The organism is Mesorhizobium kowhaii, assembly GCF_042431665.1.
Taxonomy (GTDB): Bacteria; Pseudomonadota; Alphaproteobacteria; order Rhizobiales; family Rhizobiaceae; genus Mesorhizobium; species Mesorhizobium kowhaii.
This window is the reverse complement of sequence record NZ_JBHLYT010000008.1, coordinates 203,606-219,109: the sequence shown is the minus strand read 5'-3', so window position 1 is coordinate 219,109 and position 15,504 is coordinate 203,606. Positions and strand designations below refer to the sequence as shown.

15 protein-coding genes are annotated in these 15,504 nt (G+C 64.9%); 9 read left to right on the top strand and 6 right to left on the bottom strand.

Annotated elements, in window-relative coordinates; translation table 11 throughout:
* Positions 1–640: 640 nt before the first annotated feature.
* The 3 genes from ACFFNA_RS10765 (at position 641) to ACFFNA_RS10755 (ending at position 4,832) form a co-directional block, all read left to right on the top strand.
* Entirely contained in the window at positions 641–1,723 is a 1,083-nt protein-coding gene (locus tag ACFFNA_RS10765) for a substrate-binding domain-containing protein (RefSeq protein ID WP_120019063.1), read from the top strand.
* A 78-nt stretch (positions 1,724–1,801) separates the two neighbouring features.
* Positions 1,802–4,057, top strand: coding sequence for an ABC transporter permease (locus ACFFNA_RS10760; protein WP_378918048.1), 2,256 nt, complete (start codon positions 1,802–1,804; stop codon positions 4,055–4,057).
* The gene (locus ACFFNA_RS10755) at positions 4,050–4,832 is read left to right on the top strand and encodes an ATP-binding cassette domain-containing protein (RefSeq protein WP_378918046.1); all 783 of its coding nucleotides are present in this window, start codon (positions 4,050–4,052) and stop codon (positions 4,830–4,832) included. The genes ACFFNA_RS10760 and ACFFNA_RS10755 overlap by 8 nt, the downstream gene beginning before the upstream one ends.
* Before the next feature lie 324 nt (positions 4,833–5,156).
* Here the strand turns inward: ACFFNA_RS10755 and ACFFNA_RS10750 are convergent, their stop codons facing one another.
* Positions 5,157–5,507, bottom strand: a complete 351-nt coding sequence (locus tag ACFFNA_RS10750; RefSeq protein WP_378918044.1) for a hypothetical protein — start codon at positions 5,505–5,507, stop codon at positions 5,157–5,159.
* Positions 5,508–5,554: 47 nt separating this feature from the next.
* The gene (locus tag ACFFNA_RS10745) at positions 5,555–7,057 is read right to left on the bottom strand and encodes a helicase HerA domain-containing protein (protein ID WP_378918042.1); all 1,503 of its coding nucleotides are present in this window, start codon (positions 7,055–7,057) and stop codon (positions 5,555–5,557) included.
* Between the two features lie 418 nt (positions 7,058–7,475).
* Between ACFFNA_RS10745 and ACFFNA_RS10740 the strand changes: the two genes are divergently transcribed.
* Positions 7,476–7,781, top strand: a complete 306-nt coding sequence (locus ACFFNA_RS10740) for a hypothetical protein (protein WP_095091288.1) — start codon at positions 7,476–7,478, stop codon at positions 7,779–7,781.
* A gap of 123 nt (positions 7,782–7,904) precedes the next feature.
* A complete protein-coding gene (locus tag ACFFNA_RS10735) occupies positions 7,905–8,276 on the top strand; it encodes an endonuclease domain-containing protein (protein WP_378918056.1) in 372 nt (123 codons plus the stop codon).
* Positions 8,277–8,458: 182 nt separating this feature from the next.
* Here ACFFNA_RS10735 and ACFFNA_RS10730 read toward each other — a convergent pair whose 3' ends face one another.
* The gene (locus ACFFNA_RS10730) at positions 8,459–9,211 is read right to left on the bottom strand and encodes a GntR family transcriptional regulator (protein ID WP_378918040.1); all 753 of its coding nucleotides are present in this window, start codon (positions 9,209–9,211) and stop codon (positions 8,459–8,461) included.
* 349 nt (positions 9,212–9,560) lie between these two features.
* Between ACFFNA_RS10730 and ACFFNA_RS10725 the strand changes: the two genes are divergently transcribed.
* Positions 9,561–9,860 (top strand): hypothetical protein, encoded by a 300-nt coding sequence (locus tag ACFFNA_RS10725; protein ID WP_378918038.1) that lies wholly within the window; start codon positions 9,561–9,563, stop codon positions 9,858–9,860.
* Between the two features lie 22 nt (positions 9,861–9,882).
* On the opposite strand, the gene ACFFNA_RS10720 is transcribed toward ACFFNA_RS10725, so the two are convergent.
* The 3 genes from ACFFNA_RS10720 to ACFFNA_RS10710 all read right to left on the bottom strand — a co-directional run bounded on the left by ACFFNA_RS10720 (position 9,883) and on the right by ACFFNA_RS10710 (position 12,723).
* Positions 9,883–10,713, bottom strand: a complete 831-nt coding sequence (locus ACFFNA_RS10720; protein ID WP_378918036.1) for an aldo/keto reductase — start codon at positions 10,711–10,713, stop codon at positions 9,883–9,885.
* A 110-nt stretch (positions 10,714–10,823) separates the two neighbouring features.
* Complete coding sequence (locus ACFFNA_RS10715; protein WP_111543389.1) at positions 10,824–11,456, bottom strand: Vgb family protein; 633 nt, start codon at positions 11,454–11,456, stop codon at positions 10,824–10,826.
* Positions 11,457–11,502: 46 nt separating this feature from the next.
* Positions 11,503–12,723: a helix-turn-helix domain-containing protein gene (locus tag ACFFNA_RS10710; RefSeq protein ID WP_378918034.1), complete on the bottom strand. Its 1,221-nt coding sequence runs from the start codon at positions 12,721–12,723 to the stop codon at positions 11,503–11,505.
* A 456-nt stretch (positions 12,724–13,179) separates the two neighbouring features.
* Between ACFFNA_RS10710 and ACFFNA_RS10705 the strand changes: the two genes are divergently transcribed.
* The 3 genes from ACFFNA_RS10705 to ACFFNA_RS10695 all read left to right on the top strand — a co-directional run bounded on the left by ACFFNA_RS10705 (position 13,180) and on the right by ACFFNA_RS10695 (position 15,503).
* On the top strand, positions 13,180–13,926 hold the full coding sequence (locus tag ACFFNA_RS10705) for a DUF899 domain-containing protein (RefSeq protein ID WP_378918032.1): 747 nt from the start codon (positions 13,180–13,182) through the stop codon (positions 13,924–13,926).
* 260 nt (positions 13,927–14,186) lie between these two features.
* Positions 14,187–14,450 carry a hypothetical protein gene (locus ACFFNA_RS10700; protein ID WP_378918054.1) on the top strand — a complete coding sequence of 88 codons (264 nt, stop codon included), beginning with the start codon at positions 14,187–14,189 and terminating at the stop codon, positions 14,448–14,450.
* 48 nt (positions 14,451–14,498) lie between these two features.
* Entirely contained in the window at positions 14,499–15,503 is a 1,005-nt protein-coding gene (locus ACFFNA_RS10695) for a zinc-dependent alcohol dehydrogenase family protein (RefSeq protein WP_378918030.1), read from the top strand.
* Position 15,504 lies beyond the last annotated feature (1 nt).

The following is a 15,504-nucleotide window of genomic DNA, read 5'->3' as shown; positions in this document are numbered from 1 at the left end:
GACATCAGCCGCAAACTAAAATCCCCATAGCCATCAACTGTGGCCCGCGGGTTCCTGCATGAGAGGCTTTCGTACGCCTCACGGCACCCGAAACCCTTCAGCATCTCGGTCATTAAAGTTAGCTGTGCCACTGCCTTAAAGCGGACATTACCGGCGACCGCGCTGGAGGTCGCGGGTGCGCCATTTGCGGACCTTCCCAGGTACGACAGCTAAAGGCGTGTCACTGTATCCAATTGCAGTCATTCGCATTGGCCAATTTCTAGCGAACGATCAATCCTCGCATGCGAGCGGCGGATTCGGCCGTCCAAATGCAGTCGCCGTTTTCATCACTTCCCGCATCGCTGCTGCCCCGGCGTCGAACTTCTTCTCGAACACCGTCATGTCGATCTGATTTCCGTTCGGGATCACGCTCCGCCGACCAGAAGCCTTCCGAACTCTTAGCAGGTCCCTCGCTTGCGTTAGGAGACCTTTCGACGGCGCGGATGCTTTCCGCTCTGAGCCAATTCATCGGTGAAAGTGGGAGCACTATTTACGTGGGCAGGCTTTGGGCAGAATATACGGGGTGGGAGGAAGCATTCGGAATCCCCTGAATAAATGCGCCCGAACGGCTTCCGACCGTTGGTTGCAAGGGAGGATAATCATGAAACATATTTTCCCGCTCGCGGTGTGTGCCGCGGCGTTATCGCTCGGCGTATCGAACGCCTACGCACAATCGGGCGGCGTCGATAAGGCGGTCGGCGGCTACAGCTTCGAAGAAGCCGCAAAGGAGGCCCCCGGTACCAAGGACTTCCATTCGGCCGATGGTCACCTCACTTTCGCTATCGTGACACACACTGCCGGCAATGGCTTCTTCGATCCGGTCTACGTCGGCGCGACCGTCGCCGGCAACCTGATCGGCGCCAAGGTCCTGCTGCTTGGCGCGGAATCGCCGACCGACGACCCGGCCCGCGAGATCGAAATCCTGAACCAGATCGTGCAGGATCCGACGATCGACGGGCTGATCATGACAACGCCTCAGGTCGGCGCCTATAACGACATCGTCAAGGCCGCCGAGGCGAAGGGCATACCGGTCGCCACGACCAATTCCTTTGACGGCACGATCCTCAACCGCAGCGGCATCGGCCACACCGGCCAGGACGCCTCCGCTGCCGCAATCGCCGGCGAGGCGCTCGTCAAGTGCCTCGCGGACAAGGGTATCGAGAAGGGTTCGATCGTCCTGCCGTCGTCGACCGCAATGGGCAACATCGAGGTGAACAATCGCGTCACTTCGGCTTTCAACGCTATCGTCAAGGGCTTGAAGGATGCCGGCAAGCTTGATGCCTTCAAGGTCGACGCGGGTCCGGAGAACACCGGTATCGACACCAATCCGAATGATCCGGTGAACGGCATCGTGACGCTGTTCGAATCGCGCGGCGACGTCGTTGGCGCGTTCGCGGGCAACAACGTGTTCACGCCGGCGCTTGCCAAGGCCGTCGCTCAGGCCGGAATGACCGGCAAGATCTGCGCCTACGGTTTCGACCTCGGCCCAGCCCAGCAGGATGCGATGAAGAGCGGCGATCTGACCGGCGCGCTCGGGCAGCAGCCTTTCTTGCAGGGCTTCTGGCCGGTTATGCAGCTCTATCTGCAGATCGACCGCGGCATCGCGGCGGCCAATCTCGACACGCGCGCCCAACTCGTGACGCAGGAGACTGTCGGAAACGTCGGCAAGCGCTTCGAGAACTGATTTCGCTCGGAACGTCTAAAATCGGTGCGGGAGGGCGCGAGTTCCCCCGCGGCGACGGCAACGACCAGAGGGGGACCCATGGCGCCCACCGCGACCAAATCACCCGGCCGTGCGCCGCCCCAGCTTGTCGGCGGCTGGGAGGCGGGGCTGCTTTCCCTGCTTTTGCTGCTCTATCTCGGCGGCGCTTTCGTCAACCCCGCGTTCTTCGGCTCGACCGAGGCGCTCCACGCCCTGCTGCGCGACACCTCGCGGGTGGCCATCATCGCGGTCGGGATGACCTTCGTCATCGTCAACAAGGACCTCGACCTGTCGGTCGGCTCCACCTACGGCCTGGTCGCCGTGGTGTTCGCCCGGCTGTTCGCCCCGAGCTTCCTTGATCTCGGCATCGTCCCCTCGATGGTCCTCTGCCTGCTGCTCGGCACGCTGATCGGGCTGATCAACGGCGTGCTCGTCACCGTCCTGAAGGTGCCGGCGTTCATCGGCACGCTGACCATCCTCTTCATCGGCCGCGGCTTCGTGCTGGCGCTGACCCACGGCCAGTCGATCTACTATCCCGCCAAGGCGAGCGAGCATCCGCTGTTCTTCCACCTCGGCGAGACCAACCTCCTGGGTTTCAACAACCAGATCGTGGTCTTCGCCGTCGTCGCCGTGGTCGGCGCCTATGTGCTTGCCAAGACCCGCTGGGGCTACGAGACCTTCGCCACCGGCGGCAACGAGCAGGCAGCGGGCTATGCCGGCATCCCGACCAACTGGGTGCGCATCCGGGCCTACCTGATCTCCTCGCTCTGCGCGACCCTCGCCGGCCTGCTGTCGGCCGCCCAGGACAAGGGCGTGACCCCGCTCTACGGCGTCAGCGGTGAGCTGACCGTCATTGCCGCCGTCATCATCGGCGGCGCCTCGATCCTCGGCGGCCGCGGCCGGGTTGCCGGGTCCTGCCTCGGGGCCATGCTGGTCGTGCTGCTCGACAAGGTGCTGCGCGAGGGCTGGCCGATCACGCGCATCATCAAGATCGGCGACGAGGAAATCACGGTCAACGCCGTCTTCTCGCTGCCGGTCGGCGCGGTGCCGGTCTTCCTCGGGCTGCTGCTCATCGTCGCGGTGCTCATCGAGCCCTATCTCATCCGCCGCCAGGTGGCAGGGCGCCTCTGGGCCTGGCTCCGCGGCCGGCCGCCGCCACCGGCCTACGAGATCGGCGGCATCGCGATCGAGGGGGTGCAGACCAAGGGCGCGATGGCGACCGACATGGCGCTGTCGGCCACCGGATTCGGCAAGTTCCTCGCCCGGCGCGACGCGCTCGCCATCATCCTGACCGCGCTCCTGTGGCTGACCGGCCTCGCGCTCCGGCCGGACTACTGGTGGAACCTGTCCAACAGCTTCGCGATCCTGCTCAACTACACCGAGCTTGCGCTGATCACCATAGGGCTCACCTACGTCATCGCCGCCGGCGACATCGACCTCTCCGTCGGGGCGGTGCTCGCCCTCGCCGGCAGCACCGCCGCCTATTTCCTGAAGGTCCTCGACGCTGACCCACTCACCGCCGTGGCGATGGGCCTGCTCGCGGGCATGTGCGCCGGCCTCGTCAACGCGATCGTCACCGTCGGCTTCAAGCTGCCGGCCTTCATCGCCACGCTGGGCATGTTCTACATCGCCCGCGGCCTCGCCGCCTGGTTCGTCGCCGGGCAGCAGCTCACCGGCTGGCCCGAGGGCTACAACCTGCTTGGCCGCAAGGTGAACGATATCCTGCTGCACTACCGCATCTCGCTCCCGGACGGGCTCCTGCGCTCGGTCGCCGAGGTGGTGAGCGTCCAGACCATCTGGATGCTGTTCGTCGCCCTCATTGCCGGCGTCGTGCTCGCCTACATGCCCTTCGGGCAGAAGGTCTATGCGACCGGCGGCAACATTCGCGCCGCCGCCTATGCCGGCATCAACACCAACCGGGTGCGGTTCCTCGCGCTCATGCTGGCGGCGCTCTGCGCGACAATGGCCGGGATCATCAACGTCGCCTACTTCCGCAGCTTCAACCCGGTGGCCGGCCAGTTCCGCGAACTCGACGCCATCGCCTCGGTGATCATCGGCGGCGGTTCGATCTTCGGCGGCCACGGCACCGTGATCGGGGCGCTCGCCGGGGCGGCGGTGATCACCCTGATCCGGGCGCTTCTGCAGCTCAACGTCCAGGGCTTCACCATGCCGCAGCACTGGATCAACGTCTTCATCGGCGGCATCCTGATCGTGGCGGTGCTGATCGACATCTGGGTGCGCCAGGCCAACATCTTCGGCGGTCTGCGGTCGCGCCTCGCGAGGCGCACAAGAACGGCGGAAACCACCCATGCCTGACGCGCCCCGGCCAACCCCGATCGTGGAGATGCGCGGCATCGAGAAGGCCTTCGGGGCGGTGCAGGCGCTCCGCAACGTCGACCTCGTGCTCTATCCCGGCGAGATCCTGGGCCTCGTCGGCGACAACTCGGCCGGCAAGTCGACGCTGATGAAGATCCTGACCGGCGCCTACCAGCGCGACGCCGGCGGCGAGGTCTTCGTCGCCGGGCAGCCGGTGCGCTTCAAGAGCCCGCACGAAAGCCGCGACGCCGGCATCGAGATGATCTACCAGGACTTCGCGCTCTGCGGGAATATGGATGTCGGTCAGAACATCTTTCTTGGCCGTTGGCCGCGCAAGGGCCTTTTCGTCAATCGGCGGAAAATGTACGCGGAAGCCGACAGCGTGCTGAAGCGGCTCAAGGTCGACGTGAACTCCGTCTATCAAAAGGTCGAGAGCCTGTCGGGCGGCCGCCAGCAATCTGTGGCGATTGCCCGCGCGATCTCCTTCCAGCCGCGCGTGGTGATCCTCGACGAGCCGACCGCCAATCTCTCGGTGATGGCGACCGAGCGGCTGCTCGAGACCATGCTGGAACTGAAAAAGCAGGGCGTTGCCCAGATCATCATCTCCCACCGCCTCGTTGACATCTTCGCTGTGGGCGACCGCGTGATGGTGCTGAAGCGCGGCGAGAACGTCGGCGATCGCTACATCAGGAACACCGACGAGCATGAGGTCCTGGAGATCATCGTCTCCGGCACGCGAGAGCACGCACTTACGGCCGATGAGGCAAGGCTTTGACCGATCAGGATCACTTTTCTCCAGCCGTGGCTGTCAAACAGAATGGCAGCTTCCACTCCCCGTGCAGACCTTGAAGCGTGACATCAAGAAGGTCGTCAAAGGGTCAGTTCACGTCGATGCATGGGGGGCGCCTGAATGTCCGCATCTCACATTCCAAGCCTCGAAGCCGCAAAGTCCGCTTGTACCCGCCACCCATTGCGGTCATTGCAGCATGCCATAGACGCTGGTGATTGCCGCATCGCTGGGCAAGGCCAGCCCTCCCTCGCCGCGCGATCATGAAGTGCCTAACCGCCGGCAGAAGCGCAGCGCCCTCCGCACCACTCCTCACCAAAACCCCACCAGCGATCTCAGCATCGCCCTGGCTCCAACCGCATCCCGACAAGTCTTGCGAAACCCGGCCCGTCCCGTGGCGCTCAGCACATCATCGTCGATGTCGCGCAGGATCATGCGCGCATTGCGCCATCCGAGCCTGGCGAGGGCGGATGCCAACTCCGCGCGTGCGGCATTAAACGGCGTCCGATCAGCTGTCGGGGTCGCGTCCCGATCGATGTCATTGCTGGCGCCGAGCGCGTGGCGTGGAATGTCCACGCTGCTGCGGACGTCGAAACCCGCTCGAAACTTGCCAAATCCATGGGCCTCGGCCGAAAGCCAAAGTAATTTGTTTCGGCCGTTCATGACGGAGGCTATGGTGGGTGACAGGTCGGAAACCTGACGCCGCCGCCTCACACCGCCAAACTCCCCTGCTCGGCCTCCTCGGCATTGGGGTCGCCCGGTGCCGTGGCCCAGGCCAGTTCAACCAGCGTCACGGTGCGCCGGCCTACCCCGTCAAGCTGGCAGACGATGAGGCCCTGCTCCTCGATATAGGTCAGCAGGCGCCGGGCACGGCGCAGCGAGTGGGAGCCATAGGCGCGGGCGATCGCGGCGTCGCTCGGGCACGGCCAGCCCTCCTTCGCGGCGCGGGCGATCATCATGAACACGCCCTGCATATCGTCGGGCAAAAGCGAGGCGCGCACCGAGACGTCCTGCCAGGCATCATCGCCTGCCGCCATGTCGGAGCCGAGGCCGGCGCGGGCGCGCGTCAGCATGCGGCGGAACTCCGGCAGATCGGGCACCACCGAGGCAAGACCCTCGATGCGGCAGCGCACCACGAACTCCTGGTAGAGCACGCCGATGACACGGAAGCCCGCGTCAGGCTGCGCCAGGATGGCGCGCAACACACGGTCGACGCGCTCGCGGCGCTCGGCCAGATCCTCGGCGCTGATTTGCGGCTCCACCGGCTCGGGGCGGATTTCCAGCGCCGCCGACTTCGCCGCCATCAGTTGATCGAGCAGGTCCGGCGACGACCGGCGCTGCGGCCGCACGGTCTCGGGCGGCGGCGCGGCCAGGATGATGGCGCGTGCGTCCTCCAGCGCTGATTGCGGCAGCGGCATCAGCCGCGGCGTGCCATTGCGCGGACTTGTGTCGGTCGGGCCGATGCGCAGGCCGAGCGGCCGGCGCGACAGCGCCGGACCGAGCGCCATGAACTGGCCGCGCTCCAGGTCGCGAAACGCCTCGGCCTGGCGCCGCTCCATGCCCAAAAGGTCGGCGGCGCGCGCCATGTCGATATCGAGGAAGGTGCGGCCCATGAGGAAATTGGACGCCTCGGCGGCGACGTTCTTGGCGAGCTTGGCCAGCCGCTGGGTGGCGATGATGCCGGCAAGCCCGCGTTTGCGGCCACGGCACATCAAATTGGTCATGGCGCCGAGCGACAGTTTGCGCGCCTCGTCGGAAACCTCGCCGGCCACCGCCGGCGCGAACAGCTGCGCCTCGTCCACCACCACCAGCATCGGGTACCAGTGGTCGCGGGCGACCTCGAACAGCCCGCCTAGGAAGGCAGCGGCGCGCCGCATCTGGTTCTCGGCGTCGAGCCCTTCGAGATTGAGCACGGTGGAGACGCGATGGATGCGCGCCCGCTCGCCCGCGCTCTGCAGGCCGCGCTCGGTATGCTCCTCGGCATCGATCACCAGATGGCCGAACCGGTCGCCCAGCGAGACGAAGTCGCCTTCGGGGTCGATGATGGTCTGCTGCACCCAGGGGGAACTCTGCTCCAGCAGACGCCGCAGCAGATGCGATTTGCCGGAGCCCGAATTGCCCTGCACCAGCAAGCGGGTCGCGAGCAGCTCCTCGAGATCCAGCGTCGCCGGGGCGCCTGCGGTCGTGTGTCCCATTTCGATCGCAACGGTCATCTCGACTCAGGCGCTCCTTTCGCAGACGGGCTTATCAACCGGATCACAGCCCGTCGAGCGCGCATGGCCGGCGGCTCCGTGTTGCGCACAGGCTGTCTGAACGTCTCCGGATCATCGAGGACAGGGGAACCCTGTGGATAGTAACCAGCTGTTCACCATGGGTCGGCGTTCCGATTGAAGACGTCCTACATGCGCGTAGCCTGACCTTGCATCGCGTCCACAACGTGGTGCGTCCCAACCGCCCCCTGGCGACCGACGTTTTCAAGTTCCCTCTCGCAGTATATGTCGGTCGCCAACTTCGCCTGATCCCGCCAGGTTCTGTCATCGCTAGGACTCGCTCACCAACGCAAACTTTGGGTTGACCGCCCCTGACGGCGAGGCGACACTTCCCCCGACGCAGGTGCGAGGAGGAAAAGCGATGGACGAGCCCGAACGGTGGCGCCACATGTCGACGGCGCCGAGGGATGGCAGCCGCATCCTGGTCACGGTTCGCCCGTCCGAACAGGGACCGGCGGAAGTCGACCTTGCCTATTGGTCGCGCGCCGACCAGTTCGCCAGCGAAGGCTGGCGCGCATCGGATTCCTCGCCGGGCCGCGTCGTCGAATACGCCGAGCCAGAACTGAAATGCTGGATGCCACTGCCGACGGCCAATCTCAGCCGCGCCTCCATGCCGGCACCCTGGGAAGGTGACGACGCCCAGCAGCTCGACGGCTCGGGGATTTAAGGGCGCTGCCGAAGGTTGGCGAAAGCGGCCAAGCGGCCAATCTCCCCCCAAGTGGGGGAGATGTCCGGCAGGACAGAGGGGGGCGCCGTAGAACGCCGGCCTCAATCACAATCGAAAATGGCCATGCCACACACACCCTTGCATCCGCAGAACCGCGCAAACGCTCGATCAAAGCGCAAGGTCATGACCGACGCCGAGTTGAAGCTCTGGAACGAGCTTCGCGCGCATAGGTTGATGGGCCTAGGCTTTCGCAGGCAATTTCCGATCGCTGGCTACATTATCGATTTTGCCTGCCCGGAAAAGAAGCTCGTCGTGGAAGTCGACGGGTCGCAGCACGGCCAAGCAGATTCCGCAGTGGCCGACACAGTCAGGACGAAGCGTCTGGAACAGGATGGTTGGGCCGTGCTGCGGTTCTGGAATGACGATGTCATCCGCGACATCGACAATGTCTGCCAACATATTGTCATCGCGGCAGGTTTGGCCGGCACGACCTGATATGCCAGCGGGACAGCGCCCCCCTCTGTCCTGCCGGACATCTCCCCCACGAGGGGGGAGATCGACAACTTCGCCGGCCCGGCTCCCTGTTAATCCCGTGTCCCTGTTGATCCAAGTCTGTTGTCGAATCGCCCCAGCTTGCGTGCGCAATGCTTGGCGCCGCGCGATCGGACGGGATGCCATCAAGCAAAGTCTTGCAGGTTGGCTTCCCTGAGCTTGGCGCCTGCCAGCAGGGCTTCGAGCACCTGCTTCTTGAGATTGAGGCACTGCGAGCGGGCAAGTTTGACGATGCCGGAAACTTCGCTCACCTCGCAGGCATGAACCAGGTCCTTCTGCTGACCGATGATCAGCTGTGTGAAGTCGCGCGATCTGAATCCGAGGTGGAGGACCCTCTCCGACTGGTCGAGTATCTGGCCCAGCAGCTGCGCCAGGCGTGAATTTCCGGACAGTTCCGCCAAGGCAAGACGAAAGGCGCGATCCGCCGCCAGGAATGCAACGTGACTGCGCAGCGTCTCCGGCTTCAGCACCTTCCTGGCCGCCTGCCTGACCTCTTCGAGCCCCCGCTCGGTAAGACCCGACGCGGCCACCCTGAACACTTCCGGCTCGATCAGACTGCGGACATCGAATATCTCGGCGACATCGCGCAGCGTCAGTGGCGTGATGACATAGCCGCGGCGCGGCTCGCTCCTGACCAGCCCTTCCTGCATCAGCCGGGTCAGCGCCGCACGGATCGTCGCCTTTCTGATCAGGTATCGATCGCCTATCTGCTTTTCCGTCAGCGTTTCACCGGGGCGCAGCACGCAGGCGACGATGTCGCTCTTCACCTGCTCGTATGCCTGCTCGCTGCGCAGCAGGTCGGCGGTCGACGGCGCCGCGGCCGTGCCGGTGGACAGTGCCGGTTTCGGCGATGCGGCTGTGAAATCACGAGGAGTCATGCGTGTTCCATTCTGGCGATCCGGTTGACGCCGCCATCGACTTTGAGTAGCATTGAGCATCTCAGGTCGATCATCTGGTCATCTCACAAGGGATAACTGGCAATGGCTATTCCCGTTGGCTCGCCTCTCTACGCGGTTGTCAATGATATCGTCAACGCCGCCGGAAGTCCCGATCCCCTCGCACGAATAAGGGCGGTGTTGGGCGACCATACGAGCCGTCTTCACGCATTGGGGGTGCTCGTGCATGAAGAAGAAGACGACGAGGTGCTTCTGCATGCAAGCCGGAATTTGACGATCTATCACATCACCCTGTCGCCCGGCCTGCAGTATCCACCCCCACAACCACCTGATGGACGCGTTGATCGGCATCTACAAAGGTGGCGAGACAAACTTCATCTATCCCGATGCCGCCAGCAAGCTCGATGCTCCGCAACGGCAGGACTCCACCGCGCCCACCGTGCTGCACCTGCCTCCGCATACCATGCATTCGGTCGCCAACACCGGCAGCGCACGGTCGGGCGCGCTTCATGTCTATCTGGGCGATCTCCCGGCGACCCATCGACAACTCTGGGATCTGCAAAGCAATCAAGCCGAGCCCTTTGACAACGATCGCTATCTGGCCGGCGCCCAGCCCATCGAGCAGTCTTGAGGCGCCGGCGCCCCTTCTCCCTTCAGAACAGGAACGACGCCGTGGCGGGGTTTGGGCCAGTACGGCCGTCGGGCGAATCCATGCCCCGGATCGCCTGCAGGTCCTGCGCATCCAGTTCGAAATCGAAGACATCGAAATTAGCGGCGATGCGATCCTGGCGGATCGACTTTGGAATGACGATCAGCCCTTCCTGAAGATGCCAGCGGATGATCGTCTGCGCCGCGGACTTGTCATACTTCCTGGCGATGCCCGCGATGGTCGGGTCGCCCAGCAGCCGGCCGCTGCCCAGCGGGCTCCAGCTTTCGATGCGAATGTCGTGGCTGGCATGAAAGTCCCTGATGGCGCGCTGCTGGAGCTGGGGATGCAGCTCGATCTGGTTGACGACGGGCGTCACGCCGGTCTCTGCGATGATCCGCTCCAGATGGTCCTGGTTGAAATTCGAAACGCCGATCGACTTGATGCGGCCGGCCTGCCTGAGTTCGACCAGCGTCTTCCACGCCTCGACGTATTTATCCTTGCCGGGCACCGGCCAGTGGATCAGGAACAGGTCGAGCTGCTCGATGCCGAGCTTCTCCATCGTCTCGTCGAAGGCCTTGAGGGCCGCATCGCGCTGGTGTGCGCCGTTGCGCAGCTTCGAGGTGATGAACAGCTCGCCTCTCGGCACGCCAGCGCTGCGGATCGCCTCTCCGACCCCTTCCTCGTTCTGGTAGCCTTCAGCGGTGTCGATCAGACGATAGCCGGCCTCGATCCCCCAACCCACCACCTGGGCGGTGATATCCTGGTCGACTTGCCACACGCCAAGGCCGAGTTGGGGAATAGCGGAGCCGTCGTTCAACGCAATCTGTTCAGGCATGGCAGGTCCTTTGCACAAGATGATCCGGGCGGTCCGCCCGGCGCATGCCCTATCTAGGTTCGACAGGGAGCAACGACCAGTCGACAGCGGTCAAATTTGCCGGTGCGAGCTCACCTCGGCCGCCGCACCGCCCGCACCACCCCGGCGGATACGCTGCCGCAGAAGAGGCGGTCGCCGCCATCGGATTCCAGCCCCGAGACGCCCATGCCGGCCGGCATGTCGAGCTTCTCCAGAACCTTGCCGGTTTGCGGGTCGACGCGGCGCAGGTCGCTCTGCTCGCCCTCCCAGGTGGCGTGCCACAGTTCGCCGTCAACCCAGGTCACCCCGGTGACAAAGCGGTTGGATTCGATGGTGCGCAGGATCGTCCCGGTCTCGGGGTCGATCTGGTGAATCCTGCGCTCCCGGTACTGGCCCACCCAGAGCGTCCCTTCGGCCCAGGTGAGCCCGGAGTCGCGCCCGCCGCCGGGCGCCGGAATGGTGGCCAGCACCTTGCCGGTGTCGGGGTCGATCTTCTGGATACGGTCATTGGCGAGCTGGAAGAAATGCCGGCCGTCATAGGCGGTGCCGGCGTGCGCAGCGACATCGATCGAGCGCAGCGCCTGCCCGCTTTCCGGATCGAAGGCGTTCAGTTTCTCACCGGAGGCAAACCAGACATTCTGTCCGTCAAAGCTCACCCCGTGCACGGTGTCGACGCCCGGAAAGGGTCCGTATTCGCGCAGGATTTCGGCCGCTGAATGTTTCATGTCTTTATCCTCACTGAGATGATCGGCACTTTTCGGGGATCATGCTCTAACCATTCGGCAGCGGTGCCGGGAGTAACAAGGTCGTCGTGAATCCGGCCACCGGCGGTGTCATCCAGCGGCGCGCCCGGCCGTGCCCGAACGACTGCACCTTGCCGGCCTCGCCGAGCTGCTCCAGCGCCCGCTGCACGCTGCGCTGGCCGGTGCCAAGCGCCAGCGCCAGCGCCGAGCTCGCCCAGGATTCACCATCGGCAAGCAAGGCCAGCACCGCCGCGTGCCGCTCCTCGATCGGCCGCGCCAGCACCACCACCTCACGCGCCTGGCGCGGCGCCAGCGCGAAGCCTTGGCTCGTCGCGCCGATGTCGGCAAGCGTGCGCAGTTCGGCGCGCAGCCGGCCGATCTCGACCCGCAATCGCGCGCGATGTGATTCATCGGCGTGCCTGCCGCCAAAAGCCTGCGCGATAAGCGTCGTTCGCGACACATCCGCCGGCCATGCTTCGGCGAGTGTACGCGCCAGTGCAAACAGCACCGGGCGCGTTGCCAGCGAGACCATGGTTTGCTGTTGGCGCACGAGATAGCGCAAGGCATCGACGACCAACGCCGGCGACGCCTGCAGCGCCTCGACCTCCTCGAGCCGCAACGGGCGCTGCTGGCCACGCGCGATCAGCCGCGCCGCCGGCGCGTCCAGCGCCAGGAATGCGCTGTCGACCTCGGCCATCAGCCCCGGGATGCCGGCCCGGCGGGCGGCGTGGCGCGCCCACTCCAACGCCGTACGCGCAGCCCTCGTCTTGAGGCGCCGCATCGCGATGCCGGCGACAGCCAGTTCGTGCGCGGCTCTCGAGGCCGGCGGAAGCGGCGCCGGGTCAAGCCTGGCCAGCACGTCTTCAGCCTCGTCGAGGCGGCCAATTAGCAACAGTCGCCGCACCTTGAGGTGGCCGGCATGTGCGGCGTTCAGCCGGTCGCCATGCTTTTCCAGCGTCGCGCGCGCCGCATCCAGCGCTTTGACCGGCCAGCCGAGGTCACGCGAGACCAGCGCGATCTCTGCCTCGGCGACGACGCATCTGGCGCGCGCCACCGCCTCTTTCGGGCCAAAGGCGCGCGCGGCCCGCCGCAGCAGCGCCTTGGCGCGGTCGAGGTCGCCGAGCTGCGCCATCGCGATGCCGCGCAACGCCAGCGCCGGCGCGTCCTCGCGCAAGGCGACGCGGTCCAGCGCGCCGAGCGGATCGCCCCCGGCCAGCGCCAGTGCCGCTGCCGTGATCAGCGAGTCCATTCAAATCCCGTCACACTTGTAACTCCCACCCCTGCGCTGCTCGCCCTAACTTAAGTCATGACCGCCAACCAGCAAGCCGTATCGGCAACAGGCGGCACACTAGGGAGAACGACAATGACTGGGATGATGACCTAGCCATCAGGACTGGCTGAAAGCGCCGTAGCCGCCGTTAACGCCAATTCCCGCATTCGCTAGCCTGAGCATCTCAGTTATCGATATTAAGAATCTCATAAGGGATAACTGACAATGCCTGTCTCCGACGATCTGCCTCTCCACGCGACGAACGACACGGTCGAGCGCGCCGGGCGCCACCCCTGCTGCGGTGGGCCTGTCCATTCAAATCCCGTCACACTTGTAACTCCCACCGCAGCACCTCATCGCCCTACCCTACCGCACGATCCGCAAGCAACAACACGCCGCCACGGCGCGACGACAGACTGACAAAGGAGACGAGCAATGACCAAGCACACTGCAATGAAGACCCCACCAATCGTTTCGCAGCAGGCGTGGGATGCCGCGCGCGAAGAGCTGCTGGTGAAGGAGAAGGCGACGCTGCGCGCCAAGGACGCTCTGGCCGCCGAGCGCCGGCGCATGCCGTGGATGGAAGTGGACAAGGCCTATGTGTTCGAAGGGCCGAATGGCAAGGCGAGCCTGCTCGATCTGTTCGAAGGCCGACGCCAGCTGATCGTCTACCGCGCCTTCTTCGAACCGGGAGTCCATGGCTGGCCCGATCACGCCTGCCGCGGCTGTTCGCTCGGCGCCGACCAGGTCGGCCACCTCGCCCACCTCAACGCCCGCAACACCACGCTTGCCTACGCCTCGCGCGCACCGCAGGCCGACATTGCGCGGCTGAAGAAGCGGATGGGGTGGGAGATGCCCTGGTACACCATCACCGACAGTTTCGACAAAGATTTTGGCGTCGACGAATGGCACGGCCACAACGTCTTCATCCATGACGGCGACCGGGTGTTCCGCACCTATTTCATCAACAGCCGCGGCGACGAGGCGATGGGCACCGTCTGGAGCTACCTCGACGCAACGCCGCTCGGCCGCCAGGAGATCTGGGAAGACTCACCCGAAGGCTATCCGCAGACCCCGCTCTACAGCTGGTGGAACTGGCACGATAATTACGACGCCGCACCCGACCAGAAATGGGCTGAAGTGTCAGCCGCCGGCGAAGCGGCGTTCCGGGACAAGGCCTAGAAGCAAGAACCTGTCGGGAAGGATGGCGCACGCTCATCCAGCCTGGTTTCCTCTCCCTCACGTAGTGGGGGTCCGAAGGAGGGGCGAGACGCGTGGCTCGCCCCGGCAAGGTGGCTCGGCGGAGCCGAGACGGAGTGGAGGGCCGCACCCTGCGAAAGCCCCCACTCCGGCCGCTTCGCGGCCACCTCTCCCCGCCTTTGGCGGGGGAGAGGAACCCAAGTCCTGGTCTCGGCTCCGCCATGACCATCAAGGAAAAGACCATGAGCGATATCCATTCAGGCACCGGCAGTGAGACTCCTGAAAACATAGTCTCTCTCGGCATCGCCGACTGGCTGTGTCTCGCCGCGGCGCCGACCTTTGCATTGATGGCACTGTTCACGTGCGTTCAGGGCGAGTCCTCCGCGCTGTGCATGGGCGCCAGCGCCTCGCCTCTCACCGGCATGCCGGCGATGTATCTGATGATGAGCGCCGTCCATCTGGCGCCCTGGCTGCGCATCATTTCCGGCCGGTGCATCGGGCGATAACTCACGCGCCCGCGGCCATTCAAGAACCCCATACATCGGAGAGACACAATGAGGCTGGTCAGGCTGAGAACGCCGGGTGGCTTGGACAACCTCAAGCTGGTCGAGGAAGATCATCCCCAGCCAAGACCGGGTGAAGTGCTGGTCAGGATCCGGGCCTGCTCGTTGAACCTGCGTGACGATTTCGTGGTGCAGGGCAAGATGCCGTTCGCCGACGGCCGCGTTCCGCTGTCCGATGGCGCAGGCGAGGTGATTGCAATCGGCAACGATGTCGATGCGTTCAAGGCCGGAGACAGCGTCGTCAGCACCTTCTACCCCTGGTGGCTGGGCGGTGACATGACGCCCGCGACCAGGCGCGACATTCCGGGAGAAAGTTTTGACGGCTTTGCCAGCGAGTATGTGTGCATGCCGGCGCACGCCTTCACCAAAGCACCGGTGGGCTACACGCATGTGGAGGCGGCAGCGCTTACCTGCACGGGCGTCACCGCCTGGCGCGGCCTGGTGGTGTGCGGCAAGGTGAAACCCGGCGATACGGTGCTGGTCCTCGGCACGGGCAGCGTATCGCTGTTTGCGCTGCAATTCGCCAAAGCCGCCGGCGCCCGGGTCATCGCCACGTCTTCCGACGAGCAGAAGCTGGAAAAGCTGAGAAGCCTCGGCGCCGATGCCGTCATCAACTACAAGGCCGTGCCGGACTGGGGCCGCAACGCCAGGGATTTGACGGACGGACGCGGCGTCGATCACGTGATCGAGGTCGGCGGGCCTGCTACGCTGGCGCAGTCGATAGCGGCCTGCCGGACGGGCGGTCGCATCGCCCTGATCGGCGTCCTGACCGGCTTTGCGGCGGAAGTGTCGATCCCGGCCCTGTTTTCGAACCAGATCCGCATCAGCGGGATTTCGATTGGCAGCAGGGCGGACCAGGAGGACATGATCCGGGCCATAGAGGTCAACCGCCTGAAGCCCGTCATCGACCGCCGTTTTTCGCTTGAGGACATCGCCGCCGCCTTCACGCACTACGAATCCCAAAAGCATTTCGGCAAGGTCTGTCTCGAACTTTGAG

Coding starts and splice junctions, on each gene's coding strand:
- ACFFNA_RS10720 (WP_378918036.1), bottom strand. CDS start 10,713: ATGCCTGAACAGATTGCGTTGAACGACGGCTCCGCTATTCCCCAACTC.
- ACFFNA_RS10715 (WP_111543389.1), bottom strand. CDS start 11,456: ATGAAACATTCAGCGGCCGAAATCCTGCGCGAATACGGACCCTTTCCG.
- ACFFNA_RS10760 (WP_378918048.1), top strand. CDS start 1,802: ATGGCGCCCACCGCGACCAAATCACCCGGCCGTGCGCCGCCCCAGCTT.
- ACFFNA_RS10710 (WP_378918034.1), bottom strand. CDS start 12,723: ATGGACTCGCTGATCACGGCAGCGGCACTGGCGCTGGCCGGGGGCGAT.
- ACFFNA_RS10755 (WP_378918046.1), top strand. CDS start 4,050: ATGCCTGACGCGCCCCGGCCAACCCCGATCGTGGAGATGCGCGGCATC.
- ACFFNA_RS10725 (WP_378918038.1), top strand. CDS start 9,561: ATGGACGCGTTGATCGGCATCTACAAAGGTGGCGAGACAAACTTCATC.
- ACFFNA_RS10765 (WP_120019063.1), top strand. CDS start 641: ATGAAACATATTTTCCCGCTCGCGGTGTGTGCCGCGGCGTTATCGCTC.
- ACFFNA_RS10700 (WP_378918054.1), top strand. CDS start 14,187: ATGAGCGATATCCATTCAGGCACCGGCAGTGAGACTCCTGAAAACATA.
- ACFFNA_RS10730 (WP_378918040.1), bottom strand. CDS start 9,211: ATGACTCCTCGTGATTTCACAGCCGCATCGCCGAAACCGGCACTGTCC.
- ACFFNA_RS10740 (WP_095091288.1), top strand. CDS start 7,476: ATGGACGAGCCCGAACGGTGGCGCCACATGTCGACGGCGCCGAGGGAT.
- ACFFNA_RS10705 (WP_378918032.1), top strand. CDS start 13,180: ATGACCAAGCACACTGCAATGAAGACCCCACCAATCGTTTCGCAGCAG.
- ACFFNA_RS10735 (WP_378918056.1), top strand. CDS start 7,905: ATGCCACACACACCCTTGCATCCGCAGAACCGCGCAAACGCTCGATCA.
- ACFFNA_RS10750 (WP_378918044.1), bottom strand. CDS start 5,507: ATGAACGGCCGAAACAAATTACTTTGGCTTTCGGCCGAGGCCCATGGA.
- ACFFNA_RS10745 (WP_378918042.1), bottom strand. CDS start 7,057: ATGACCGTTGCGATCGAAATGGGACACACGACCGCAGGCGCCCCGGCG.
- ACFFNA_RS10695 (WP_378918030.1), top strand. CDS start 14,499: ATGAGGCTGGTCAGGCTGAGAACGCCGGGTGGCTTGGACAACCTCAAG.